Source organism: Streptomyces resistomycificus, assembly GCF_001514265.1.
In the GTDB taxonomy this organism is placed as follows: Bacteria; Actinomycetota; Actinomycetes; order Streptomycetales; family Streptomycetaceae; genus Streptomyces; species Streptomyces resistomycificus.
In genome coordinates, this window is record NZ_KQ948994.1 from 293,583 (window position 1) to 316,045 (window position 22,463).

Consider the following 22,463-nt stretch of genomic DNA (forward strand, 5'->3'; position numbering starts at 1 on the left):
ACGTCGAGGACGTTACGACGACGTTGCCGACGTTGACAAGGGTTCACGGCCAGAGATTTGCCAGACATCGGGGCGTTTGGGCCCCGAGGTGCCGTCCCGGCGGCGGGGCTCCGCGCCGACACGCCCTGTGAGCTGCAGAGTTTCCGAGGTTGTGAGTGGCGGGTGAGGTGCTGCGGCAGCTCACGATTCGACAACGGAGCCGCCCTGGGCGGACGAGGAGGGGGTCAGGCGGGCGCTCGGAGTGGCCGAATCCTCTCCGGGTGGTCCGCTGGTACGCCTGTTTGCGGCGCCGTCACCAGTGGAGATGACCTTGTGGCTCCGCACCGGATTCATCGGATGGTGGGTGGCATGTCGACCTCATTGCCGCGCCTGACCAGGGTGAATCTGTTCTTTGTGGGCCTATCGCTGGCAAGGCCGAGGGAAATACATCCGAGGAATCCATTGTCACGTGCTGTCTCCCCATCTAGTGTCACTGTGCCGCCATTCCTCCGATGACTGGAGACGCGGATGAAGGAAGCCTGTAGGCCGGCCCATCAGCAGGCCCGTCGTCAGGCCCGGCGCACCACAGGCGGCCCGGCCCTACGGCCGACCACCACTCAGACGAAACCCGCATGGCAAGGGAGCCCCCCCAGTGAAACTGCTACGAGTCGGCGCCCCCGGTGAGGAGCGACCCGCCGCCCGTACCGACGACGGCCGGCTGTTGGACCTGTCCTCCGTGACCCGGGACATCGACGGCGGCTTCCTCGCCTCCGGGGGAGTGGACCGGGCCCGCGCGGCCGTCACGGCGGGCGGACTGCCCGAGCTCGACACCGAGGGTCTGCGGATCGGCGCCCCCGTCGCCCGCCCCGGCAAGATCATCTGCGTCGGGCTGAACTACCGCGACCACGCCGCCGAGACCGGCGCCGCGATCCCGCCCCGCCCGGTGGTCTTCATGAAGGACCCGGGCACGGTCGTGGGCCCCTACGACGAGGTGCTGATCCCGCGTGGCTCGGTCAAGACCGACTGGGAGGTCGAGCTGGCGGTCGTCATCGGACGGCGGGCCCGCTACCTCGGAGGACCTGACGCCGCGCGGGACGTGATCGCGGGCTATGCGGTCAGCCATGACGTCTCGGAGCGCGAGTTCCAACTGGAGTACTCCTCGCAGTGGGACCTGGGCAAGTCCTGCGAGACCTTCAACCCGCTCGGCCCCTGGCTGGTCACCGCCGACGAGGCCGGTGACCCGCAGAACCTCGGCCTGCACCTGAGCGTCAACGGTGTGAAGCGGCAGGACGGCCACACCGGCGACATGATCTTCCCGGTCGATCACGTCGTGTCGTACCTGAGCCAGTACATGGTCCTGGAGCCCGGTGACGTGATCAACACCGGTACCCCCGCGGGAGTGGCCCTGGGCCTGAGCGGCACCCCCTATCTCCGCCCCGGCGACACCGTCGAGCTCTCCGTCGACGGCCTCGGCAGCCAGCGTCAGACCTTCGCCCAAGCGTGAAAGGCAGCACCACCTTGACTTCAACCTCCGCCCGGATCACCGCGGTCGACACCTACGACATCCGGTTCCCCACCTCGCGGGAGCTGGACGGGTCGGACGCCATGAACCCGGACCCCGACTACTCGGCGGCCTACGTCGTGCTGCGCACCGACGCGGCCGACGGACACGAGGGCCACGGCTTCACCTTCACCATCGGACGCGGCAACGACGTCCAGGTCGCCGCGATCGGCGCCCTGCGGCCCCACCTCGTGGGCCGCTCCGTGGAGGAGCTGTGCGGCGACCCGGGCTCGGTCAACCGGGACCTGATCGGGGACAGCCAGCTGCGCTGGCTCGGTCCCGAGAAGGGCGTGATGCACATGGCCATCGGCGCCGTCGTCAACGCCGTGTGGGACCTGGCCGCCAAGCGCGCCGGGCAGCCGCTGTGGCGGCTGCTCGCCCACGCCGACCCCGAGTGGCTGGTCTCCCAGGTCGACTTCCGCTACATCGCCGACGCCCTCACCCCCGAGGACGCCCTCCACCTGCTGCGCGAGGGCCGTACCGGGCTCGCGGAGCGTGAGGCCGACCTGCTGGAGCGCGGCTACCCCGGCTACACCACCTCTCCGGGCTGGCTCGGCTACTCGGACGAGAAGCTCACCCTGCTGGCCAAGCAGGCCGTCGCCGACGGCTTCACCCAGATCAAGCTGAAGGTCGGCGCCGACCTCGCCGACGACGTCCGCCGCATGCGCACCGCCCGCGCCGCCGTAGGCGACAGCATCCGCATCGCCATCGACGCCAACCAGCGCTGGAACGTCGGTGAGGCGGTCGAGTGGACCAATGCGCTCGCCGAGTTCGACCCGTACTGGATCGAGGAGCCCACCAGCCCCGACGACATCCTCGGCCACGCAGCCATCCGCCGGGGCGTCGCCCCCGTGAAGGTCGCCACCGGCGAACACGTGCAGAACCGCATCGTCTTCAAGCAGCTCCTCCAGGTCGGCGCCCTCGACGTCCTGCAGATCGACGCGGCCCGGGTCGGCGGGGTCAACGAGAACCTCGCGATCCTCCTGCTCGCCGCGAAGTTCGGGGTGCCGGTGTGCCCGCACGCCGGCGGAGTGGGGCTGTGCGAGCTGGTGCAGCATCTGTCGATGTTCGACTACCTGGCGCTGTCCGGCACGACCGAGAACCGCGTCATCGAGTTCGTCGACCACCTCCACGAGCACTTCACCGCGCCCGTGGTGATGCGCGACGGTCACTACACCGCGCCGCTGACCCCGGGCTTCTCCGCCACCATGCACCCCGCCTCCCTCGCCGAATACCGTTATCCGGACGGCACCTTCTGGGCCGCCGACCTCGCTGGACGGGAGCAGGAGGCATGACCGGTCTGTCAGGACTCAGGGCCGTCGTCACCGGGGGCGCGTCCGGCATCGGGCTCGCCACGGCCCGCGCACTGGCGGGGCAGGGCGCGGCAGTGGCCGTGCTCGACCTCGAGCCGGGCGGCGTGAGCGAACCGCTGCTCGGCCTCCAGGCCGACGTCAGTGACGACGCCTCCGTGCGCGCCGCCGTGGAACAGGCCGCAGAGCGGCTCGGCGGCCTGGACATCCTCGTGAACAACGCGGGCATCGGCGCGGTGGGCACCATCGAGGACAACCCGGACGAGCAGTGGCACCGGGTGCTGGACGTCAACGTCCTGGGCATGGTGCGCACCACGCGCGCCGCCCTGCCCCACCTGCGCCGCTCCGCGCACGCGGCCGTGGTCAACACCTGCTCGATAGCCGCCACCGCGGGACTGCCCCAGCGCGCCCTGTACTGCGCCAGCAAGGGCGCGGTCCTCTCGCTGACTCTCGCCATGGCCGCCGACCACGTCCGCGAGGGCATCCGCGTCAACTGCGTCAACCCCGGCACCGCCGACACACCGTGGGTCTCCCGGCTGCTCGACGCCGCCGACGACCCCGAGGCCGAGCGCGCCGCCCTCAACGCCCGCCAGCCCCTGGGGCGCCTGGTGACCGCCGACGAGGTGGCTGCCGCCATCGTCTACCTCGCGAGTCCGGCCGCGGCGTCCGTCACCGGCACCGCACTCGCGGTGGACGGAGGCATGCAGGGCTTGCGGATGCGCCCGGTGGACCGGTCGTGAGAACCACCGGGCTGGGCGGCAGCGGGGTACCGGTCTCGGAACTGGCGCTGGGCTGTGCCGCCCTCGGAAACCTCTTCCACCCGGTCACCGACGAGGCCGCCCACGCCACGGTGGAGGCGGCCTGGAACGCCGGCGTCCGCACCTTCGACACCGCGCCCCACTACGGTCTCGGCCTGTCGGAACGGCGGCTCGGCGCCGCGCTGCGCGACCGACCCCGTGACACCTACACCCTCTCCACCAAGGTGGGCCGGCTTCTCGTGCCGGACCCGGAGGGCGGCGCGGGCGACGACCTCGCCCACGGCTTCGCCGTCCCGGCCACCCACCGTCGTGTCTGGGACTTCAGCGCCGACGGGGTGCTGCGCTCCCTGGAAGCCAGCCTGGAACGCCTCGGCCTGGACCGTGTGGACGTGGCCCTGCTGCACGACCCCGACGACCATGCCGACCAGGCGTTGCGCGAGGCGTACCCGGCGCTGGAGCGACTGCGTGCCGAAGGCGTGATCGGCGCGATCGGCGTCGGAATGAACCAGTCCGCCCTGCCCGCCAGGTTCCTGCGTGAGACGGACATCGACGTGGTGCTGCTGGCCGGCCGCTACACGCTCCTGGAACAGGACTCGCTCGCCGAACTGCTCCCGGAGGCAGCCGCTCGCGGCCGGAGTGTCGTCATCGGCGGGGTGTTCAACTCCGGGTTGCTGACGGCACCCCGGCCCGGCGCCACGTACGACTACGCACCTGCTCCGCAGCCGGTCCTCGACCGGGCGCTACGGCTCCTCGCGGTCTGCGAACGCCATGGAGTGCCGCTGAGGGCCGCCGCGCTGCGTTTCCCGTTCGGCCACCCCGCGGTCGCGAGCGTCCTGAGCGGGGCACGCTCCCCCGAGGAGGTGCGCGACACGGTGGAGCAGCTGCGGCGCCCGATTCCGGACACGCTGTGGGACGAGATGCGCGCCGAGGGCCTGCTGCACCCGGACACCCCCGTCCCCGTACCAACCGGCCGGGCCGCGTCGACCGGGGAACCCGAGCCGTCGAAGGAGCCGTAATGAGGGTCGCCCTGCACACCAAGGTCCGTGCCGACCGCGTGAAGGAGTACGAGGCCGCGCACCGGGAGGTGCCCGAGGAACTCACCGCCGCCATCCGCGCCGCGGGGGTGAGCGAATGGACGATCTGGCGCAGCGGCACGGACCTGTTCCATGTGCTGGAGGTCGAGGACTACCAGGCGATGATCGCCGAACTCGACAAGCTGCCCGTCAACATCGCCTGGCAGGCCCGGATGGCCGACCTGCTCGACGTCGTCCACGACTACTCCGCGCAGGGCGCGGACGCCTCGCTGCCGGTGGTGTGGGAACTGTGACCGGAGCGGAGACCGCGCCCGGCGTCGTGGACGCCCACCACCATGTGTGGGACCTGTCCGTCCGCGACCAGGACTGGATCAGCGGGGACGAACTCGCCCCGCTGCGACGCGACTTCAGCCTCACTGACCTGGTACCGGAGGCCCGCGCGGCCGGCGTCACCGCCACCGTGCTGGTGCAGACGATCACCGTGGCGGAGGAGACCCCGGAGTTCCTGGCCCTGGCCGCCGGCAACGACCTCGTCGCCGGGGTCGTCGGGTGGACCGACCTGACCGCGCCCGAGGTCGCCGAGACCCTCGCGAGTCTGGGCGCGAGCCCCGGAGGGGAACACCTGGTGGGCATCCGCCACCAGGTGCAGGGCGAGCCGGACCCTCGCTGGCTCGTACGCCCCGAGGTACTGCGCGGCCTTTCCGCGGTCGCCGACGCGCAACTCGTCTACGACCTCGTGGTCCAGCCCCACCAACTCGCGGCGGCCGTCGAGGCCGCGGAGCGCCTGCCGGGCCTCACCTTCGTCCTCGACCACCTCGGCAAGCCGCCCATCGCCTCCGGTGAACTCGACCCCTGGGCGCGGCAGATCCGTCGCCTCGCCGCCCTCCCCAACACCGTCTGCAAACTCTCCGGCATGGTCACCGAAGCGGACTGGGACTCCTGGACCGTCGCGGCCCTCGCGCCGTACGCCGACACCGTGCTCGACGCCTTCGGACCCGGACGGCTGATGTTCGGCTCCGACTGGCCCGTCTGCCGGCTCGCCGCCACGTACGCCGAAGTGATCGCCGCCGCACGCGAGTTGACGGCCGGGCTCGGGGCGGCCGAGCGCCACGACGTCTTCACCGGCACGGCCGCGCGGACCTACGGCCTGTCCGTCGCCGCACGGCCGGCCCCGCCTCAGGAAGACCCATGCGCTTAGCCCTCTTCATCACCTGCTTCAACGACACCGTGTTCCCCTGCACCGGTCGCGCCGTGACCGAACTGCTGGAACGCCTCGGCCACACCGTGGAGTTCCCCCAGGGCCAGACACCACCAGCGCGCCCGACGCGAACGACTCCGTGGTCTGCGTGGAGGTCGGCGGCATGCCGGCCGTCCTGGCAGGCGGCGTCTACCGGCTGGTCTGCGCCCACAGCGGCAAGGCTCTCGACAACGGCCACCGGCGGCGACGGCACTCCGGCCATCCAGTGGACCCCCAACGGCGGCGCCGCGCAGCAGTGGAACATGACCAAGGCCAGCTGACCGGCCCCGGGGTGGCGTGCCCGGGGCCCGCCACCCCGGCTCACCCGGCACCGACGCGACAGTCGCGGAAGCGGTGACCCGCGCCGGAAGCAGGCCGTGCTCCCACCTGAGGGCCTCGGGTGGGAGCACGGCGGCATCCGGATGTCGTTCCAGCGACCCGACCCGACCCGAGCGGACCGAAAATCGGCGGCAACCTTTTCGCCACCGGCGGCCACTGGACAGTGCGAACGACGACACGCCCTTCCGAACGGATGAACATGCAAGAGACACGCCAGGCCGCGCGGCAGCGCAGGCGCAGACGCCGGCTGATGGTGGGCACCACCGCTGGGCTGGTCGTCACAGGTCTCCTCGTCTGCCTGGTCATGACGATGCAACCAGACCGCGAGGAGAACGCCGGGCGTGCCCCGGCCACGGCCGTAGCCAACTCCCAGGAATCCCGCCCGCCGACATCGCCGGGGAAGAAGTCCTCCACACCTTCCCCGTCCGCAGGCTCCGCGTCCCCGTCGGCCGACGCCACGACGCCGAAGGCTTCCGGGTCTCCGTCGGCGTCGGCGTCGGCCTCGGCGCGGAAGGTTCCTGCCACGTCCTCCCTGGCCGATCGGATCCGCCCGAAGAGCACCTATCAGGGAGTCGCCACCGTCTACGAGGCCGGGGTCGGGGACGGCGCCTGCTCGTACGGTCCGAGCGCCGACATGATGATCGCGGCGATGAACACCACCGACTACGAGACGTCCAAGGCCTGCGGCGCGTACGTACTCGTTCGCGCGGCGAGCGGTGCCTCGGTCACGGTCCGGATCACCAACGAATGCCCACTGCCCTGTGCACCGGGGCAACTCGACCTCAGCGAACAGGCCTTCGCGAAACTGGCCCCCGTCTCGACCGGGAGGCTCGCGATCACCTGGAGCCTGGTGAGCCCCGAGCCGGCGGGCACGATCTCGATCCGCTACAAGAATGGCTCCAGCCCCTACTGGTGCGGCATACAGGCGATCGGCCACCGCAACCCGCTCGCTCGGCTGGAGGTCCGCACCGGCGGCGGCTGGCGCCAACTGACCCGCACCGACTACAACTACTTCCTTTCCCCCGACGGGAGCGGGTGCGGCGGCGCGATCAGGCTCACCGACATCTACGGAGAACAGCTGACCATCAACGGGATCGCCTTGCGGGCGGATGCCGTGCAGTCGACGCGCGTACAGTTCGCCCGGCACTGACCTGCTGCCGGTGTGCTGTGCGGCCTACGGGGACCCGTCGGCCGGCGTCGAGGCACCAGGCGGGTCCCCGCAGGGTGAACGCGTGTCAGACGGTGGTGCAGGCGGTGCCGTTCAGGCTGAAACCGGAGGGCTTGGCGAAGGCACCGCTTGAGGTGCCCTGGAAGCCGAAGGTCGCCTGGCCACCGGCCGCCACCTCTCCGTTGTGGGCCACGTTGCTCGCGGTGACAGCTCCTGACGACCCGGACAGGGTCGCGTTCCAGGCACTGGTGATCTGCTGCCCGGACGGGAGGGTGAACGCGAGCTTCCAGCCGCTCACGCGGGAGGAACCGGTGTTGGTGATGGTGACGTCGGCTGTGAACCCGCCCTGCCAGGCGTTCGCCCCGTACGACACCTTGCACGCCGTAGAGCCTCCGGGGGTGCCCGGGTCACCGGTGGAGCCCGTGTTGACGGTGGAGGAGAACGAGTTCACGCCGAGGCCCACACCGTTCTGCCACGGCTCGAACCCTGCCTGAACACTCGTCATGTACCAGTTGTTCTGCGCGAGTCCCCGGGACACGGTCTGCCGGACGAAGTCCATGACGTCGAAGCTCCAGCTGCTGATCGCCGACGGAGCGACGAACGAGAGCACATCGTTCATGCCGTTGTTGCCTGACCACACCTGCCAGTCGCGCCCGCCCACGCTGGCGTTGCCGACCGGGGAACCGATGGGCTGAATCGATCCGACCTTGTTGAACCAGATCATGATCTCGGTCCGGTTCACGCCGTCGGTGCGGGGCGTGGGGTCGAGCCAGATGTCGTACGAGGCGTTGTACGCCCCGTCGTTCACGTAGTTGTAGGAGATGCTCGTGGGGGCGCTGGAGATGGTGCTGAGCTGAGCGGGAAGCTTGGTGCCGGGCGAGCAGTTGGTGTAGTGGCAGCCGTTGTAGACGGACGGGTAGGACTTCGGAGCGCCGTTCGTGGGGACGGATCCGTCAGCCTGGGTGATCCTGAACCCCGAGTCGGTGACGGCGATGCACTGGGTGGCGCTGGTGCCCCAGCGGTTGTTCTGCACCACGTAGCGGCCTTGGATGGTCGTTGAACCGAAGGGCTGACAGATCGTGGTGTCGGCCTGCGCCACGGACGTCGTGGTCAGAAGCGCGGCGAGCGATACGAGCGAGGTGAGCAGCGCGCCGAGCAGGCCACGCGCGCTGTGGGCATGGTGCGGGGAAGGACGCATGCGGATCCTCTTCAGGGGGAGGGGGGTCAACGGAAGTGCTCCCGGAACCTTGTGAATGGGAGCGCTCCCAATCCTGGGTTCGGCACGGACTGTAGGGATGGTTCAGGTCACTGGCAAGACTGTCGGCATGAACATGCCGAACTGATTTCGGGGGCGCAGGTCGGACGGGGGTACCGAGACGAGAGCATCGCCCGTCTCCGAAAGCATCGCCTGGCTCCGAAAGCGCTCCCCGCACGAGTCGCCTGACGAAGGTCAGGTCGACTCGCGGATCACCAGCTCCGTACGGAGGATGACGTGACGCCAGGCCACGGCGCCCTCCTCCATCTCCTCCAGGAGCAACCGGACCATGGCCCGCCCGATCTCCTCGATCGGCTGCCGCACCGTGGTCAGTCGTGGTTCGGTCCGCTGTGCCAGCGAGAAGTCGTCGAAGCCGATCACGGCGACGTCCTCGGGTACCCGACGGCCGGCCGCGCGCAGGGCCTCCAGAGCCCCCGCGGCCGTGGTGTCCGACGCGGCTAGGACGCCGTCGATGTCCGGATGCCGTTGGATGAGCTCGGCCATGGCGTGGCGTCCGCTCTCCGCGGTGAAGTCGCTCTCGGCGACCCGGGTCTGCTCGAACTCCAGGCCCGCCGACGCCAGGGCCTCTTCGTAGCCGCGCAAGCGGCACTGTGCGGCGTAGAGGTCGAGCGGCCCGGTGATGGTCGCGATCTCTCTGCGGCCCTGCCGCAGAAGGTAGGACACGGCGCTGCGGGCTCCGCCGATGTTGTCGGCGTCGACGTAGCTGACGTACTCCTCCCCCGAGCGGCGACCCAGCAGTACGGTCGGCAACCGGGCTTCGGCGAGCATGTCCGGCAGTCGATCACCGGCGTGCACGGACATCAGCAGGACCCCGTCGACCCGTCCGCCGCGCGCGTACTCGAGGAAGCGCTGCCGCTCGGCGTCCGAGCGGACCAGGGTCAGCAGCAGTTGGATCCCGGTGTCTGTCAGCGCGTCTCCGAGCGAGCGGACGATCTCGGAGAAGAAGGGCTCGGCGAACTGCCGCCAGTCCGGCTCCGTCATGACCAGCGCGACGGCGTCGGCCCGGCGCCCCGCCAGGGAACGGGCCGCGAGATTGGGCACGTAGCCGAGTTCCTCGATGGCCCGCTGTACGTTCCGACGCGTCGACTCCTTCACGCCCGCCGCGTTGTTGATGACGCGGGAGACCGTGCCCCGTCCCACCCGCGCGTGGGCGGCCACCTCCTCCAGCGTCGGTGTCCCCGGGCGTCGCCTGCCCATGACCACCTCCCCCCAAGAGATCACCGATCTTACCGGCCGGAGGGGATCGAGCACACGACTTCGCCAGTGGCATGGTTACGGGCGGTCGCCCCGCAACAAAGGCTGGGAGCGCTCCCGTATGGAGTGGGAGGTCATGGGTGCTGTCGCTGGTGGTCGGGAGCGGAACTCGCTGCTCAAGGCGCTGGTGACCCACGTTGACCTTGCTGTACATGGCCTGCAGCCACAGGAGGTAGCTGTAGGCCTCCGACGTGGTCTCGTGGGTTTGCGTCCGGGATCCATGTGCTGTTCCTCCTTGCGTCATGCGACTCACGGAGAGATGCCAAGGGCCTGAATCCAGTGGGAGCGCTCCCATCGTGAGGATGAAGACGGGCGCGGTCAAGATGTTGCGGAGTTCAAAGTTCGAACTGAGCTGACGGAGCGAAAAGTTTCGCAAGGGCCCTATGAAACTTCACCGGTTGCCGCTAACTTCCTCCTCACCAGTGGGAGCGGTTCCATCACTCGACGCGTCCGTAGCGGCGCGCCAAGCTGTAAGGACTCGCTCATGCGACACCCCCCGCATTCAGTACTTTTAGTCAGTGACGCTTCGGTCGCACTCGTCCCGAGCGCGGTCCTGCCGGTGGTCTCGGCCCGGGAAGCCACGGCCGCATGCACGGTGGGACACACTGTCACCAGCCGGTGGATCAGCGGTTTTCGGAGCTTCGAGCCGATCAACGACCGTGTCGCCGAAGAGCAATCCCGCTCGAACCGTACAAATCCCGCGGCCAGTAAGCGTGCTAAGCGGCCGACTACTCGGACGCGCACGCCGTCTGCCGGAAGCCGATGCCGGCAGGACCACGCTCCGAGCCACCGGGCGTCGGCGGTCAGCGCGGCGCCGCGGTGACGAAGGGAATCGCACTCCTTCGTCGACCTGGGCGTGAAGTGGTCCGACGACCACGAGCCGTCCTGCTCTGAACCGGACCTTGCACGCGCGGGACCGCTCCTGCGGTCCCTCCCTGAACTCAGCCTGCGACGGCACAGCCGCCGTGCAGTGCCTCGGTCAGCGCGCCCCTTGGCGCGCCCTCCATCCGTAAGGCCCCATCGAGAGAAGGAAACCCGCACTCATGAGTTACAGCAGGACATCGCTGCTCGCCGCCCTGGCGCTGGTCGCCGGGACGACGGGGACGGCGCTCCTCGTCGGCCAGGCCGGCGCTGCCACCTCGGCCGTTCCCTGCACCGTTGACTACAAGGTGCAGAGCCAGTGGGACACCGGCTTCACCGCCGCCGTCACCATCACCAACAACTCGGCCGCCAAGTCGAGTTGGTCGGTGAAGTGGTCGTACTCCGGCAACCAGAAGGTCACGAACGGCTGGAACGGGAAGATCAGTCAGAGCGGTGCCGACGTCACCGCCGCCAACGAGAGCTACAACGGCGACCTCGCAAGCGGTGGCTCGGTCAGCTTCGGCTTCAACGGCTCCTACAGCGGCACCAACAGCGTGCCCGCCACGTTCACGCTCGACGGCGTCGCCTGCAACGTCGACAGCGGTGGTGGTACCGGCGGTGGCACAGGTGGTGGTACCGGAGGTGGCACTGGTGGTGGTACCGGAGGCGGCGATGGCGGTGGCGGCACCGGCAGCCGCGCTGACAACCCCTACACCGGCGCCAAGGTGTACGTGAACCCCGAGTGGTCCGCCAAGGCCGCCGCCGAACCGGGCGGCAGCAGCATCGCCGATCAGCCCACCGCCGTCTGGCTCGACAGAATCGCCGCGATCAACGGCGTCAAGGGCGGAATGGGACTGCGCGCCCACCTCGACGAGGCCCTGAAGCAGAAGGGCTCCGGTGATCTCGTCGTCCAGATCGTCATCTACGACCTGCCCGGCCGCGACTGCGCCGCCCTCGCCTCCAACGGCGAGCTGGGGCCCAACGAGCTCGACAAGTACAAGTCCCAGTACATCGACCCCATCACGTCGATCCTGTCCGAGTCCAAGTACGCGGGCCTGCGGATCGCCACCGTCATCGAGCCCGACTCGCTGCCCAACCTGGTCACCAACGCGGGCGGGACCAACACCACCACCGACGCCTGCGTGAACATGAAGAGCAACGGCAACTACGAGAAGGGCGTCAGTTACGCCCTGGACAAACTGGGCGCCATCCCCAACGTCTACAACTACGTCGACGCCGCCCACCACGGCTGGCTCGGCTGGGACAGCAACCTCGGCCCCGCGGTGCAGCAGTTCCACAAGGTCGCGACGACGAACGGCGCGAGCGTGAACGACGTGGCCGGCTTCATCGTCAACACCGCGAACTACAGCCCGACCAAGGAGCCGTACCTCAAGGTCACCGACTCGGTGAACGGCCAGACCGTACGACAGTCGAAGTGGGTGGACTGGAACCAGTACGTGGACGAGCAGTCCTTCGCCCAGGCGCTGCGCGACAAGCTCGTCGCGGCCGGATTCAACTCCGGCCTCGGCATGCTGATCGACACCTCACGCAACGGCTGGGGCGGCTCCGCCCGGCCCACCGGCCCCGGATCGCAGACCTCCGTGGACGGCTACGTCGACGCCAGCCGCATCGACCGTCGCATCCATGCCGGCAACTGGTGCAACCAGAGCGGCGCGGGCATCGGCGAACGGCCGACCGCGGCTCCGGCCGCCGGCATCGACGCCTATGTGTGGGTCAAGCCGCCGGGGGAGTCGGACGGCAACAGCGCCCCCGTCCCCAACGACGAGGGCAAGGGCTTCGACCGGATGTGCGACCCGACGTACGGAGGCAACGCCCGCAACGGCAACAACCCCCCGGGCTCGCTGCCGAACTCACCGCTGGCCGGGCACTGGTTCTCCGCCCAGTTCCAGCAGCTGGTGAAGAACGCGTACCCGCCGCTGTCGTGACCTGCTGACGCGGTGTGTGACCGCCGGGGTCGGTCCGGCTCGGCAGGGCCGAGGGACGGATCCCGGCGGATCCCACGCTCCCTGGTCGGGAGAACGACCGCTCGGTCCACCTGTTCAGGCCTTCTAAAAGGACGATTACGGAAGCCCTGCGGCCATGTCGACGATCCGTTCGAAGAAGAACTCGTGCTTGAGGAAGGAGACGTCGTACTCGTGGCCCGGATACGGCGGGATCAGCTGAGCTGCCTGGATCAGCCGCCAGCCGTCCCGCAGCGCCGCCACCCCCGACTCGTAGGGCGGTTCGTCGCTGTCGCCCGTGGTGGGTGAGGTGCGCCCGGTGCCGTCGTACTGCGACCAGCCCACGACGTGGGAGTCCAGGGCGGAGCTGGCCAGGTACAGCACCAGCACCTGCTGCCGCAGCACCGGGGTGAGCTCCGCCTGGGGGGACTGGGCACGGGACATGGGTTCGCTCGTCATACCGCGGCCTCCTGCGGACGGTTGGAGACCCGGGTCACCCAGTAGTCGATGTCGAAGGAGTCGTCGCCGGTCAGTGCCCGCCACAGCAGGATGCGGTTGTACCGCTCCAGCCGTCCCGTGGCCGGCTCGTACCAGGGGAACGTCACGTCCAGTTCCCGGGTCACCTGCGGGTCGTCCAGATCCGAGGTGTCCCACAGGCGCTGTTGGCGGGCCGTGGGGTTGAAACGGATCTTGAACATGTAGCGGACCGTGTCGCTGTTGTTGCGCCTGCCGGCGTGCCAGAGCCCGTGGTGCAGAAACACCACCGTACCGGCCGGGCAGACCAGCCGGGACTGGCCGCGCAGGTTCTGGTAGCGGCCGGTGTCGGACTCGTTGATGCGCCGCAGATGGCTTCCCGGCACGCTGAGAGTGCCGCCCATCTCCAGCGTCACCGCCTGCGGGTAGTACATCAACTGCACGTCGAAGGCGTCCGGCCGGACGTCGATGACGGCGTCCCCGTGCAGCGGCTGCGCGTCCCCGCCACGGGGCTCGCGGACGTGCACGAAGTGGTGGTCCACCGTCGGCGCCCGGCCCACCAGACTGTGCAGGGCCCCCGCCACCCGTGGAACGTCCAGCAACCTGCGGACGAACGAGTCCGCCGCGTATGCCTCGGACAGCGGCGTCCCGTACGGCACCGGCGGCACCCCGTCCGCGAGCACCGTCAGGCCTTCGGCGTTCATCTCCGCCGGGACCACCGCGTCCAGGCGCAGCGACCCCTGCGCCACGAAGCGCGCCATCTCGACCGAGCTGAGCAGTTCCTGCCTCTTCTCCATGACCGCCACGCTAGGCACCGCCCGCCGCTCGTCGCGTGGGTCACGTTCACCCTCCACTGGTCGATTCTCACCATGAAGACCGGCAAGGGGACGCAGACGGCGAACCCGGTGCGCGCTCACGGGCGTCGTGGTAGAACACGTGCCCATGCACACGGTCCTCGTCCATCTCGACGAGCCTCCCACTCTCGCCGCCGTCGGCATCGGCGTGCACGGCCCCGCCGGCCAGGTGGACCAGTTCCTGCTGCCGGATCTGTGGCAGCTCCACCTCTACGGTTATGAGGCCGACCTGATGGTGAACGGAACCCCGCACGCGATCCGCCCCGGCAGGGTCAGCCTCGTTCCGCCCGGTACAGAGGTCCGCTATCGCTACCGGGGCCGCTCCGAACACTTCTACGTCCACCTGCGCCTGAGCTCGTCCGGCACGCCCCGCAGCGTCCCGGTGATCCAGGACGCGGGGCCGGAACTGGCCTTGCTCACAGCGCAGTTGCGGCAGGCACTGGCCGTCTGGCCGAATACGGCGGCACGGGCGGCGGCCGAGGTGTGGGCGGCGCTCTGGCGGGTCGCCCATCTCGCCCCGCCGACGACACGGGACACCCAGGCCGCCCATCCCGCGGTCGCGGCGGCGGTGGCACTGATCGAGGCCCGGCTGGCCGAGCCGCTGACAGTGTCCGAGATCGCGAAGGCGGCGGGCGTCTCGCACAACCACCTGACCCGGCTGTTCCGCGCCGCCACCGGGGAGACGGTCGTCGGCTACATCCGAGCCCGGCGGATGGAGCGGGCGCGCCACTTCCTGCGGGCCACCACGCTGACCATCCCCGCTGTCGCGGCCTCCGTCGGAATTCCCGACCTGCAGGCGTTCAACAAGGCCTGTCGCCGTGAGCTCGGCGCCGCCCCGCGCAGCATCCGAGCCGCCCAGACCACTGGGGACCACGTCCGGCCCGTGACCCAGCAAGGGTCCGGGGCCGTACCCGGCCCAGGGGCGACAGGCTCGGGCGGCTGAAGCAGAGTCGCTTCCCGCAGGAAGATTCGACACTACGGTCGCGTCGACATCCCGATCATGGAGACCCACGGCTTCGAGCACGCCGACGAGCGCCGGCAGCGCAACCCTTCCGGCGACTCGCGCGGCACGACGCCTTCATGGACCGCGTCGTCCGAGGAATGGTCGCCCGTGGAGTGGTTCGGGGCGCGGCCCCGGTGAGGCCTACCCGGGGTTCCCGGCAGGCGGACCGCGTCGGTCGCCTCCGCGTCACAGTGGACGAGATGCAGACGCCGTACGTACGCCCGCAGGACAAAGGCAACCGTACGGACGTCCGCTGGGCGGCCATCGGCGACGGCGCCGGCGGCGTAATGCCGCGCCACCGGCTGGAGCTCGGACCAGCCGGCTTCACCTTCGAGCTGACGCAGCTCGGCCCGGAATGACGCCGAGAACGCCATGCCTCACTACTCGATGTAGCCGGTGTCGGGGTCGACCTGCGAGAGGAAGTCCCGGATGGCCTCCTCGAGATCGGCCCTGCCGGCCTGTGTCGGAGGGTGGCTGGCGGACATGAACCCGTACTGAGGGTCGGGCCCGGTCAGCCAGGTGAAGTGGTAGGTGCCCGGGCTGTCGTCCGGCTGCCTGACCTCGAACTCCTCCCCGTCGACCGACATCCGCAACGGCTCGTCCGCCGACATCACGACCTGCTTTCCCTTGTCCCGGAGGTGAGAGCGCACCTGGCCTCAACTGCACACGTGCCACGATCACATGCGTGTCTGGATCACCCTACGGTGAGGACGGCCGACTCCGCGGCGGCCGGCACCGCCCCACACGGACGAGACGATGCCGGCCACGTTGCTCAGTCCGGCAAGCTCGATGACCTCGTCGCCCCGGTGGTGGGGGATGCCGGGGGTGTGCGAGAGAGCCGTCAGGTGGCTGACCGCGGTACCACTCGGACGCCTTTCGCAACGGTGGTTCGACGCGAGACCCGACCCGCGGGGACCCCGATCGCACGCGCATGACCAAGGGCTCGGTGAGACGCGAAGGTGAGATGCGCAGCGGACACGCGGGCGACGGCCGGCGCGAGGCCGGCCGTCGCCCGCGGGCGTGTCGCCGGGGCGATCTCTCATGGTGACGCGCACGGGTCGTACAGAGGGCACTGTGCCCCCACGACCTGTCAGGGGGCCACGGCGCGGCCGGTCTGCGGGGAGATCCTGCCGGCGCACAGGCCGCGGGCGGCCAACCCCTGTGCGATACGTGGGAGCGCGGCCCGCGAGTTGGCGGACCAGTCGTGCATGAGGATGATCTGACCGTTGCCGAGTCGCCCGGCGGCCTGCACGATGGCATCCGCGCCGGCGCCGTTCCAGTCCTGGGAGTCCACGTCCCAGATGATCTCGGTCAGACCGTACCGGGCCGTGACCGCCTTGACCGTCGAGTTGGTCTCGCCGTACGGCGGCCGGAACAGCTTCGGCGTGCCGCCGCCCGCGGCCGCGATCGCCTGCTGGGTCCGGGAGATCTCCGAGTCGATCTGTGACTGGCCGAGCTGGGTCAGGTGCGGGTGCGTGTAGCTGTGGTTGCCGACCCACATGCCGGCGTTGACCTGCGCCTGCACGCGGGAGGGGTTGGCGGCGGCGTACTGGCCCTGGTTGAACATCGTGGCCCGCAGTCCGTTCTGCGTCAGAGCGTTGAGCAGGGCCGGTGTGCTGCTGGACGGGCCGTCGTCGAAGGTGAGGCCGACGTACCCGTTGCAGGCGGCTGCCTGTGCCGGGGCGGCGTTGGCGGTGAGCGTGCCCGCGGCGGCCAGCGCGACGGCGGCGAGTGTCGTCGTCAGGGGGCGTGACGCGGGACGTGTCCGCGGCCTGGTGCTCATGCCGCCACCGTGATGTTGGAGCTGCCGCTGCTCTGGTAGCCCTCGGTCGCGAGGATCATGTAGTAGCTGAAGCTGCCGAGGCGCATTCCCGCTCGCGCCCATGCGTCGAAGTGGTTGCCGGTGGTGATGGTGCCGCCGGTCCTCTTCGACTGGCGGACGCTCCAGTACTGGTTGAAGGTCTTCGTGCCTTCGACGGAGGGGGCGTTGTAGCGCGTTGTCTGGTAGATGTCGTACGTGCCGCCGTCGCTGGTGACGGTGCCCTTGTACGTTCCCGTAGGCCGGTAGGTGCCCCAGTTGTCGACGACGTAGTACTCGACCAGCGGGTTGGACGTCCACCCGTAGAGGCACAGGTAGGCGTTGCCGGAAGGGCTGAAGGAGCCCGAGTAGGCCACGGTCCGGCGGCTGCCGTTGCGCCAGCCCTTGCCGGCGACGAAGTTCCCCGTGTTCCGCCAACTGGTGCCGTAGTTGCCGCCGGAGCCCAGGTTCATGGAGACCGTGCCCTGCGCGTCGGTCCAGAACGAGTAGTAGAAGCCGTTGTTGGTGCCGGTCTGGTTCGTGGTGACGACCGTGTCGGCATGAGCCGTGCCGGGCAGAGCCAGCGCGGTCGTGGCCCCCAGCATCATGGCGCAGGCCTGCCTGCGGCTCGGCTGTGCAGGTATGAGGTTCATGGGCGGGATTCCTCCGTCTTCCACGGGGCGGGGCTTGGTCGAACAGTGTTGACCTGCCCCCGTCAAGCGTCAAGACTTTCGCCCTTGATTACGAAACATTCGTGAAAGGTGCGCTGTGCGTGAGCGCGATAACGCCTGGTGAAAGCCCTCTTGGGCGTACGGATGCCGCCGTACAAGTGATGTTCACTCAGCAAAGATCAAATATGTGAGGTCACGGCTTCGAATGTTTCGAAAGGGTTCCGGAACGACGGGCGTCGAGTAGGGCCCGTTCGTGTCCGCACCGCGCAGACGATCGCCGAACCGCCGGACACCGGACCGGTGCTCATCGCGAAACGGCTCCGCCCCCCGGGTGGGAGGGCGGAGCCGTCGTACGGGTGAGTGGGGGCGGGATCAGGTACGGCGGCGGTTTCCGGTGAAGACCCGGTACAGGGCGAGGAGGATGATCGAGCCGACGATGGCTGCGATCCAGGTGGAGATGTCGAAGAAGCCGTCGATGGAGTCGACGCCGAAGATGACCTTGCCGAGCCAGCCGCCGAGGAGGCCTCCCGCGATACCGATGAGCATCGTGATGATGATGCCGCCCGGGTCCTTGCCCGGCATGAGCGCCTTGGCGATGAGGCCCGCGAGCAGACCGATGAGTATCCAGGCGATGATGCCCATGATTGTCTCCCCTACCTGGTCGTATAAAGGCTGTGTTAGCAACCGTCTGTACCGAGTCGGAGATTTCAAACGCAGCGACTGTCACGGGTTCGAATGCGGCCGGTTCCGCAGCCGCCCGAACGGCAGGCCGCTCGGCGTTCCCCACACGATCGGCCGGGCTCTCCCGCGGGCGTGGGATCCGCTACCTCGCGACCACGGCCCGCCTGCCTGCCACGGTATGTCGGGCGGCAGAGGGGCGGGCTCTTCGAGCTGAGCGGCGCGGCCGGGGCGCGAACGTCCCGGTGCGGGGTGCGGGGTGCGGGGTGCGGGGTGCGAGGACCGGGGTGCGGGGTCCTTGGACCGGGGTGCGTTGGTTTGGGGAGGGAGGACCGGCCCGAGCGGGGGGATGCGCGGCCAGACCAGCCTGCGTCGAGCCGGTCCCGCCGCCCGGGGGCGGAGGTGTTACTTCTCCAGGACGCCCGACGAAGTGATCTCGATCTTCGCGCGGGTGGCACCGGAGTGCGAGCCCAGGGACTCGATCTTCTTCACCAGGTCCTGGCCTTCGACGACCTCACCGAAGACCACGTGCTTGCCGTCCAGCCACGGCGTGAGCACCGTGGTGATGAAGAACTGCGAGCCGTTGCTGTTGGGGCCGGAGTTCGCCATGGACAGCAGGAACGGCTTGTCGTGCTTGAGCTTGAAGTTCTCGTCGTCGAACTTCGCGCCGTAGATGCTCTTGCCACCGGTGCCGTCGCCACGGGTGAAGTCGCCGCCCTGAAGCATGAAGTCAGGGATGACACGGTGGAAGCCCGAGCCCTCGTATCCGAAGCCGTGCTGGCCGGTGGCCAGCTCACGGAAGTTCTGCGCCGTCTTGGGGACGACGTCGTCGTGCAGCTTGAAGACGATCCGGCCCGCGGCGTCGCCGTCAATGCTGATGTCGAAGTAGACGTTTGTAGACATGAGGAGATCCTGTCACGGCGCCGCGCGCTGCCCTGGAGCCGCCCCCCGGAGAGTTGATCCGGTGGCCTGACATGCGCCGGTGATCGCCGTCGACCGTCGCTTCGGCGCTGTGCGACCCGCACGCGACGGTAGGGGCACCCGGTATCGGGGTGCCCCTACCTGGGGGGTGGGGAAGAGGGAGACGTGGCCCTTCTGGGGGGACCGTCGGCGGACCGGGTCACGCCTCCCCGTGGTCCGTGTGCCCGCGTCAGTCGTTGGAGCGGTCGGCGGTGACCCTGCCGGAGCCGGGGTCCACACGCCAGTCGCTGCCGGTGCCGTCGGCGGCGGTGGTGTCGACCTCCCAGGCATGGTCCGTGCTCTCCTCGTCGAGGTCGACGGAGGACACCGTGCCCTTGGTGGCGGCGGCCTCGGCTGCCTCCGCGGCGGTCACCGAGCTGCCCTTCAGGGCCGCACGGATCTGCGCGGTCTCGGCGGCGTCGTCACCGTCGTCGTCCTTCTCGGTGTGCGAGCCGAGGACCTTGCCGCTGGCCGGGTCGATCTGGATGCTGTGCCAGGCACCGCCGTTGGTCAGCACGTCGACCTCCCACACGTGGGCCGTGCCCTCGTCGTCGAGGTCGGCCGAGACCGCCGTTCCGGCCGTGTGCTTCAGCGCCGCCTTGATCGCGTCGGCGGCCGTGGTCTTCCCGGCCTTCGCGTCGGCGGCGTTCTCGGCCCTGTCCTCGGTGTCCTCGTCCGTGTCGCGGGCGGCCTGGTCCTCGGCCCGGTCCTGGGCCGACTCGTCCGTGTCGTTGACGTCGTCGCGGTCGTTGTCGTCGTTCGACACCGACACGGACTTCTTCGCAGGCGCCTCGTCGTCACCCGAGACCGCGATGGCGGTCGCGGTGCCGCCGCCGATCAGGGCGACGGCCGTGACGGTAGCGATCACGACGTTGCGCTTCATGGGATTCCTCCGGAATGCGACTGGTGCGACAAGTAACGGATGTTGTCGCGGGCTGCAGTTGGCTCGTCTGCCTCGTCTGCTTTCGACGGGAACCAATCTGGCCGATCGACGCTGAAGCAGACCTGAAGTCCCCTGAAGGTCGCTTCAGGTTCGGTTTGCCAAGCTAATGGCATGCGCCTGTTGATCGTGGAAGATGAGAAGCGGCTCGCCGTGTCGTTGGCCAGGGGCCTGACGGCCGAGGGGTACGCCGTGGACGTCGTCCACGACGGGATCGAGGGCCTGCACCGAGCGAGCGAGGGGGTCTACGACCTGGTGATCCTCGACATCATGCTGCCCGGCATGAACGGCTACCGCGTGTGCGCCGCCCTGCGCGCCGCCGGCCACGACGTGCCGATCCTGATGCTCACCGCCAAGGACGGCGAGTACGACGAGGCCGAGGGCCTCGACACGGGCGCCGACGACTACCTGACCAAGCCGTTCTCCTACGTCGTCCTCGTCGCCCGCGTGAAGGCGCTGCTCCGGCGGCGCGGGCCGGCGGGCGGCGCCTCGCCCGTGCACACCGTCGGCGATCTGAAGGTCGACACCGCCGCCCGGCGGGTGTTCCTCGCGAAGGACGAGATCACCCTGACCACCAAGGAGTTCTCCGTCCTCGAACAGCTCGTGATGAGAGCCGGCGAGGTCGTGTCGAAGTCCGACATCCTGGAGCACGTCTGGGACTTCGCGTACGAGGGCGACCCGAACATCGTCGAGGTCTACATCAGCACGCTCCGCCGCAAGCTCGGCTCCGCGCTCATCAAGACCGTACGCGGGGCCGGATACAGACTGGAGACCCGCCCGTGAAGCGCCGTCTCGGCTCCGTGCGGGCCCGCGCCACCCTCGCCACGACGGTCGTCGTCGCCATAGCCCTGGTCGCCGCAGGCACCGCCGTCCTGCTCTCGCTGAGGTTCACCCTCACCGACAAGGCGGATGCCGAGGCCGACTCCGTGGCCCGCAACGCCGCCTCGGCGCTGGCGAACGGGTTCGCGTACGACGAGCTGAACCTGCCGGACGGCGACGAGAACCCCGTCGAGGTCCTGGACCGGAAGGAGAAGCCCGTCGCGGTCGGTGAGGACGTCGAGGGCATGAACGTGACCGCCGCAGCCTCGGACCGGCTGAACTCCGAGACCAACGACGACGCCGACGACAGGGCGGAGGGCGATCGGGAGATCGAGGACAACGACGCTCTCACCGCCGGGGAGGTCACCGACGAGACCTGGTACGGCGAGGGGACGGCGACCGTAGAGGGGGTGACGGCACAGTACCGGTTCGCCGCGGTCGACGTGATCACGCCCGGGGGTGCCCTGCTCACCGTCTACGCGGGCGCTCCGCTCTCCACCCAGCAGGAGGCCGTCGACGTAGCGCTGACGACGATGCTCATCGGGCTGCCGCTGCTGCTGCTGACCGTCAGCGCGGTGACGTACGTGGTCACCAAGCGGGCACTGCGCCCGGTCGAGGGCATCCGCGCCGAGATGGCCGCCATCACGGCCTCCGAGGACCTGTCACGGCGCGTTCCCGAGCCGGACACACACGACGAGATCGCCCGCCTGGCCCGCACGACGAACGAGACCCTCGCCGCCCTGGAGACCTCGGTCGAGCGACAGCGAGCGTTCGTCGCCGATGCCTCACACGAGTTGCGAAGCCCCATCGCGTCCTTGCGCACGCAGCTCGAAGTCGGTTCCGCGCACCCGGAGTTGCTGGACCTCGAAGGGGCCGTCGAGGACACCGTACGACTGCAGAGCCTCGCTGCCGACCTGTTGCTGCTCGCCCGCCTTGACGCGGGGGAGCGGCCCCCGCCGGAGGCACGCTTCGACCTGGCGGAGGTCGTGGCGGAGGAGGTGTCCTCCCGGGACGGAGTGACCCTCGACAGCGTCAAGTCCGTGGAGGTGCGCGGCTCCCGCAACCAGATCTGCCGCGTCCTCGGCAACCTCCTGGACAACGCCCGCCGGCACGCCCGCGACCGCGTCGCCGTCACCCTGCGCACGGACGCCGACCAGGTGGTCCTCCAGGTCGCCGACGACGGCTCGGGCGTCCCCCTCGCCGACCGCGACCGTATCTTCGAACGCTTCGTCCGCCTCGACGAATCCCGAGCCCGGGACGACGGGGGCGCCGGTCTGGGCCTCGCCATCGCGAAGGACATCGCCATACGCCACTCAGGCACATTGACGGTCGCCGACGCCCCCGGCGGTGGTGCCTTGTTCGAACTGAGGCTGCCGCTCACCTAGTGCCGCATCAGACCACGGCCGCCGTCGGTCCGGGAAACGCCGGAGCCGGTCGGCGGTTCCGTGCGACATGGGGGGGCTTCGTGCGCGCCGGCGTCTCGGGTTCTGTGGTCGCTGTGAATTCAGTGGTGACGAGCCGTTGACTT

The 22,463-nt window shown here is 69.5% G+C and carries 22 protein-coding genes and 3 pseudogenes; 14 read left to right on the forward strand and 11 right to left on the reverse strand.

What is annotated here, in order from left to right; translation table 11 throughout:
• Positions 1-631: 631 nt before the first annotated feature.
• The 8 genes and pseudogenes from AQJ84_RS24220 to AQJ84_RS24255 all read left to right on the forward strand — a co-directional run bounded on the left by AQJ84_RS24220 (position 632) and on the right by AQJ84_RS24255 (position 7,368).
• Entirely contained in the window at positions 632-1,483 is an 852-nt protein-coding gene (locus AQJ84_RS24220; RefSeq protein ID WP_030037914.1) for a fumarylacetoacetate hydrolase family protein, read from the forward strand.
• 14 nt (positions 1,484-1,497) lie between these two features.
• Complete coding sequence (locus AQJ84_RS24225) at positions 1,498-2,835, forward strand: L-fuconate dehydratase (protein ID WP_053191071.1); 1,338 nt, start codon at positions 1,498-1,500, stop codon at positions 2,833-2,835.
• Complete coding sequence (locus AQJ84_RS24230; RefSeq protein ID WP_030037911.1) at positions 2,832-3,590, forward strand: SDR family NAD(P)-dependent oxidoreductase; 759 nt, start codon at positions 2,832-2,834, stop codon at positions 3,588-3,590. Before AQJ84_RS24225 ends, AQJ84_RS24230 begins: the two co-directional genes overlap by 4 nt.
• Positions 3,587-4,624, forward strand: a complete 1,038-nt coding sequence (locus AQJ84_RS24235; protein WP_030037910.1) for an aldo/keto reductase — start codon at positions 3,587-3,589, stop codon at positions 4,622-4,624. The genes AQJ84_RS24230 and AQJ84_RS24235 overlap by 4 nt, the downstream gene beginning before the upstream one ends.
• Positions 4,624-4,935, forward strand: a complete 312-nt coding sequence (locus tag AQJ84_RS24240; RefSeq protein WP_030037909.1) for an L-rhamnose mutarotase — start codon at positions 4,624-4,626, stop codon at positions 4,933-4,935. The genes AQJ84_RS24235 and AQJ84_RS24240 overlap by 1 nt, the downstream gene beginning before the upstream one ends.
• Positions 4,932-5,840 carry an amidohydrolase family protein gene (locus AQJ84_RS24245; protein WP_037802034.1) on the forward strand — a complete coding sequence of 303 codons (909 nt, stop codon included), beginning with the start codon at positions 4,932-4,934 and terminating at the stop codon, positions 5,838-5,840. Before AQJ84_RS24240 ends, AQJ84_RS24245 begins: the two co-directional genes overlap by 4 nt.
• Positions 5,831-5,950, forward strand: a pseudogene (locus AQJ84_RS44305) ((Fe-S)-binding protein); the annotation flags it as partial. The gene AQJ84_RS24245 and the pseudogene AQJ84_RS44305, both read left to right, overlap by 10 nt.
• A 467-nt stretch (positions 5,951-6,417) precedes the next feature.
• Complete coding sequence (locus tag AQJ84_RS24255; RefSeq protein ID WP_030037906.1) at positions 6,418-7,368, forward strand: expansin EXLX1 family cellulose-binding protein; 951 nt, start codon at positions 6,418-6,420, stop codon at positions 7,366-7,368.
• Between the two features lie 85 nt (positions 7,369-7,453).
• Here AQJ84_RS24255 and AQJ84_RS24260 read toward each other — a convergent pair whose 3' ends face one another.
• From AQJ84_RS24260 to AQJ84_RS45250, 3 genes and pseudogenes are all read right to left on the reverse strand, one after another.
• The gene (locus AQJ84_RS24260; RefSeq protein ID WP_030037905.1) at positions 7,454-8,584 is read right to left on the reverse strand and encodes a GH12 family glycosyl hydrolase domain-containing protein; all 1,131 of its coding nucleotides are present in this window, start codon (positions 8,582-8,584) and stop codon (positions 7,454-7,456) included.
• A 252-nt stretch (positions 8,585-8,836) separates the two neighbouring features.
• Entirely contained in the window at positions 8,837-9,859 is a 1,023-nt protein-coding gene (locus AQJ84_RS24265) for a LacI family DNA-binding transcriptional regulator (protein ID WP_053191052.1), read from the reverse strand.
• Between the two features lie 196 nt (positions 9,860-10,055).
• A pseudogene (locus tag AQJ84_RS45250) lies at positions 10,056-10,118 on the reverse strand (glycoside hydrolase family 48 protein); the annotation flags it as partial.
• Positions 10,119-10,959: 841 nt separating this feature from the next.
• Between AQJ84_RS45250 and AQJ84_RS24270 the strand changes: the two are divergent.
• Positions 10,960-12,723: a glycoside hydrolase family 6 protein gene (locus AQJ84_RS24270; RefSeq protein WP_030037903.1), complete on the forward strand. Its 1,764-nt coding sequence runs from the start codon at positions 10,960-10,962 to the stop codon at positions 12,721-12,723.
• Between the two features lie 135 nt (positions 12,724-12,858).
• Here the strand turns inward: AQJ84_RS24270 and AQJ84_RS24275 are convergent, their stop codons facing one another.
• The gene (locus AQJ84_RS24275) at positions 12,859-13,197 is read right to left on the reverse strand and encodes a hypothetical protein (protein WP_030037902.1); all 339 of its coding nucleotides are present in this window, start codon (positions 13,195-13,197) and stop codon (positions 12,859-12,861) included.
• Positions 13,194-14,009 (reverse strand): phytanoyl-CoA dioxygenase family protein, encoded by an 816-nt coding sequence (locus AQJ84_RS24280; RefSeq protein ID WP_030037901.1) that lies wholly within the window; start codon positions 14,007-14,009, stop codon positions 13,194-13,196. Before AQJ84_RS24280 ends, AQJ84_RS24275 begins: the two co-directional genes overlap by 4 nt.
• Before the next feature lie 145 nt (positions 14,010-14,154).
• Here AQJ84_RS24280 and AQJ84_RS24285 point away from each other — a divergent pair, with 145 nt between their 5' ends.
• The 3 genes from AQJ84_RS24285 to AQJ84_RS43765 all read left to right on the forward strand — a co-directional run bounded on the left by AQJ84_RS24285 (position 14,155) and on the right by AQJ84_RS43765 (position 15,428).
• Positions 14,155-15,009, forward strand: a complete 855-nt coding sequence (locus AQJ84_RS24285; protein ID WP_063753033.1) for a helix-turn-helix transcriptional regulator — start codon at positions 14,155-14,157, stop codon at positions 15,007-15,009.
• A gap of 57 nt (positions 15,010-15,066) precedes the next feature.
• Positions 15,067-15,207 (forward strand): hypothetical protein, encoded by a 141-nt coding sequence (locus AQJ84_RS43540; protein WP_164872985.1) that lies wholly within the window; start codon positions 15,067-15,069, stop codon positions 15,205-15,207.
• Between the two features lie 62 nt (positions 15,208-15,269).
• The gene (locus AQJ84_RS43765) at positions 15,270-15,428 is read left to right on the forward strand and encodes a beta-galactosidase small subunit-related protein (RefSeq protein ID WP_310591763.1); all 159 of its coding nucleotides are present in this window, start codon (positions 15,270-15,272) and stop codon (positions 15,426-15,428) included.
• Between the two features lie 21 nt (positions 15,429-15,449).
• On the opposite strand, the gene AQJ84_RS24290 is transcribed toward AQJ84_RS43765, so the two are convergent.
• From AQJ84_RS24290 to AQJ84_RS24315, 6 genes and pseudogenes are all read right to left on the reverse strand, one after another.
• Positions 15,450-15,719: a hypothetical protein gene (locus tag AQJ84_RS24290; RefSeq protein ID WP_225877106.1), complete on the reverse strand. Its 270-nt coding sequence runs from the start codon at positions 15,717-15,719 to the stop codon at positions 15,450-15,452.
• Between the two features lie 443 nt (positions 15,720-16,162).
• A pseudogene (locus tag AQJ84_RS24295) lies at positions 16,163-16,852 on the reverse strand (polysaccharide deacetylase family protein); the annotation flags it as partial.
• On the reverse strand, positions 16,849-17,520 hold the full coding sequence (locus AQJ84_RS24300; RefSeq protein ID WP_030037897.1) for a glycoside hydrolase family 11 protein: 672 nt from the start codon (positions 17,518-17,520) through the stop codon (positions 16,849-16,851). The gene AQJ84_RS24300 and the pseudogene AQJ84_RS24295, both read right to left, overlap by 4 nt.
• A gap of 390 nt (positions 17,521-17,910) precedes the next feature.
• Entirely contained in the window at positions 17,911-18,180 is a 270-nt protein-coding gene (locus AQJ84_RS24305; protein WP_030037896.1) for a GlsB/YeaQ/YmgE family stress response membrane protein, read from the reverse strand.
• 441 nt (positions 18,181-18,621) lie between these two features.
• Complete coding sequence (locus tag AQJ84_RS24310) at positions 18,622-19,119, reverse strand: peptidylprolyl isomerase (RefSeq protein ID WP_030037895.1); 498 nt, start codon at positions 19,117-19,119, stop codon at positions 18,622-18,624.
• Between the two features lie 247 nt (positions 19,120-19,366).
• A complete protein-coding gene (locus AQJ84_RS24315) occupies positions 19,367-20,059 on the reverse strand; it encodes a PepSY domain-containing protein (RefSeq protein ID WP_030037894.1) in 693 nt (230 codons plus the stop codon).
• Between the two features lie 171 nt (positions 20,060-20,230).
• Between AQJ84_RS24315 and AQJ84_RS24320 the strand changes: the two genes are divergently transcribed.
• Both AQJ84_RS24320 and AQJ84_RS24325 read left to right on the forward strand, forming a co-directional pair.
• A complete protein-coding gene (locus tag AQJ84_RS24320; RefSeq protein WP_030037893.1) occupies positions 20,231-20,899 on the forward strand; it encodes a response regulator transcription factor in 669 nt (222 codons plus the stop codon).
• Positions 20,896-22,320, forward strand: coding sequence for a sensor histidine kinase (locus tag AQJ84_RS24325; RefSeq protein ID WP_030037892.1), 1,425 nt, complete (start codon positions 20,896-20,898; stop codon positions 22,318-22,320). Before AQJ84_RS24320 ends, AQJ84_RS24325 begins: the two co-directional genes overlap by 4 nt.
• The last annotated feature ends 143 nt before the right edge of the window (positions 22,321-22,463 follow it).

What these genes read in the sequence shown, in the direction of transcription:
- AQJ84_RS24230 (WP_030037911.1), top strand. Translation starts at nt 2,832, where the DNA reads ATGACCGGTCTGTCAGGACTCAGGGCCGTCGTCACCGGGGGCGCGTCC.
- AQJ84_RS24240 (WP_030037909.1), top strand. Translation starts at nt 4,624, where the DNA reads ATGAGGGTCGCCCTGCACACCAAGGTCCGTGCCGACCGCGTGAAGGAG.
- AQJ84_RS24255 (WP_030037906.1), top strand. Translation starts at nt 6,418, where the DNA reads ATGCAAGAGACACGCCAGGCCGCGCGGCAGCGCAGGCGCAGACGCCGG.
- AQJ84_RS24260 (WP_030037905.1), bottom strand. Translation starts at nt 8,584, where the DNA reads ATGCGTCCTTCCCCGCACCATGCCCACAGCGCGCGTGGCCTGCTCGGC.
- AQJ84_RS24265 (WP_053191052.1), bottom strand. Translation starts at nt 9,859, where the DNA reads ATGGGCAGGCGACGCCCGGGGACACCGACGCTGGAGGAGGTGGCCGCC.
- AQJ84_RS24270 (WP_030037903.1), top strand. Translation starts at nt 10,960, where the DNA reads ATGAGTTACAGCAGGACATCGCTGCTCGCCGCCCTGGCGCTGGTCGCC.
- AQJ84_RS24275 (WP_030037902.1), bottom strand. Translation starts at nt 13,197, where the DNA reads ATGACGAGCGAACCCATGTCCCGTGCCCAGTCCCCCCAGGCGGAGCTC.
- AQJ84_RS24280 (WP_030037901.1), bottom strand. Translation starts at nt 14,009, where the DNA reads ATGGAGAAGAGGCAGGAACTGCTCAGCTCGGTCGAGATGGCGCGCTTC.
- AQJ84_RS24285 (WP_063753033.1), top strand. Translation starts at nt 14,155, where the DNA reads ATGCACACGGTCCTCGTCCATCTCGACGAGCCTCCCACTCTCGCCGCC.
- AQJ84_RS43540 (WP_164872985.1), top strand. Translation starts at nt 15,067, where the DNA reads ATGGAGACCCACGGCTTCGAGCACGCCGACGAGCGCCGGCAGCGCAAC.
- AQJ84_RS43765 (WP_310591763.1), top strand. Translation starts at nt 15,270, where the DNA reads ATGCAGACGCCGTACGTACGCCCGCAGGACAAAGGCAACCGTACGGAC.
- AQJ84_RS24300 (WP_030037897.1), bottom strand. Translation starts at nt 17,520, where the DNA reads ATGAACCTCATACCTGCACAGCCGAGCCGCAGGCAGGCCTGCGCCATG.
- AQJ84_RS24305 (WP_030037896.1), bottom strand. Translation starts at nt 18,180, where the DNA reads ATGGGCATCATCGCCTGGATACTCATCGGTCTGCTCGCGGGCCTCATC.
- AQJ84_RS24310 (WP_030037895.1), bottom strand. Translation starts at nt 19,119, where the DNA reads ATGTCTACAAACGTCTACTTCGACATCAGCATTGACGGCGACGCCGCG.
- AQJ84_RS24315 (WP_030037894.1), bottom strand. Translation starts at nt 20,059, where the DNA reads ATGAAGCGCAACGTCGTGATCGCTACCGTCACGGCCGTCGCCCTGATC.
- AQJ84_RS24320 (WP_030037893.1), top strand. Translation starts at nt 20,231, where the DNA reads ATGCGCCTGTTGATCGTGGAAGATGAGAAGCGGCTCGCCGTGTCGTTG.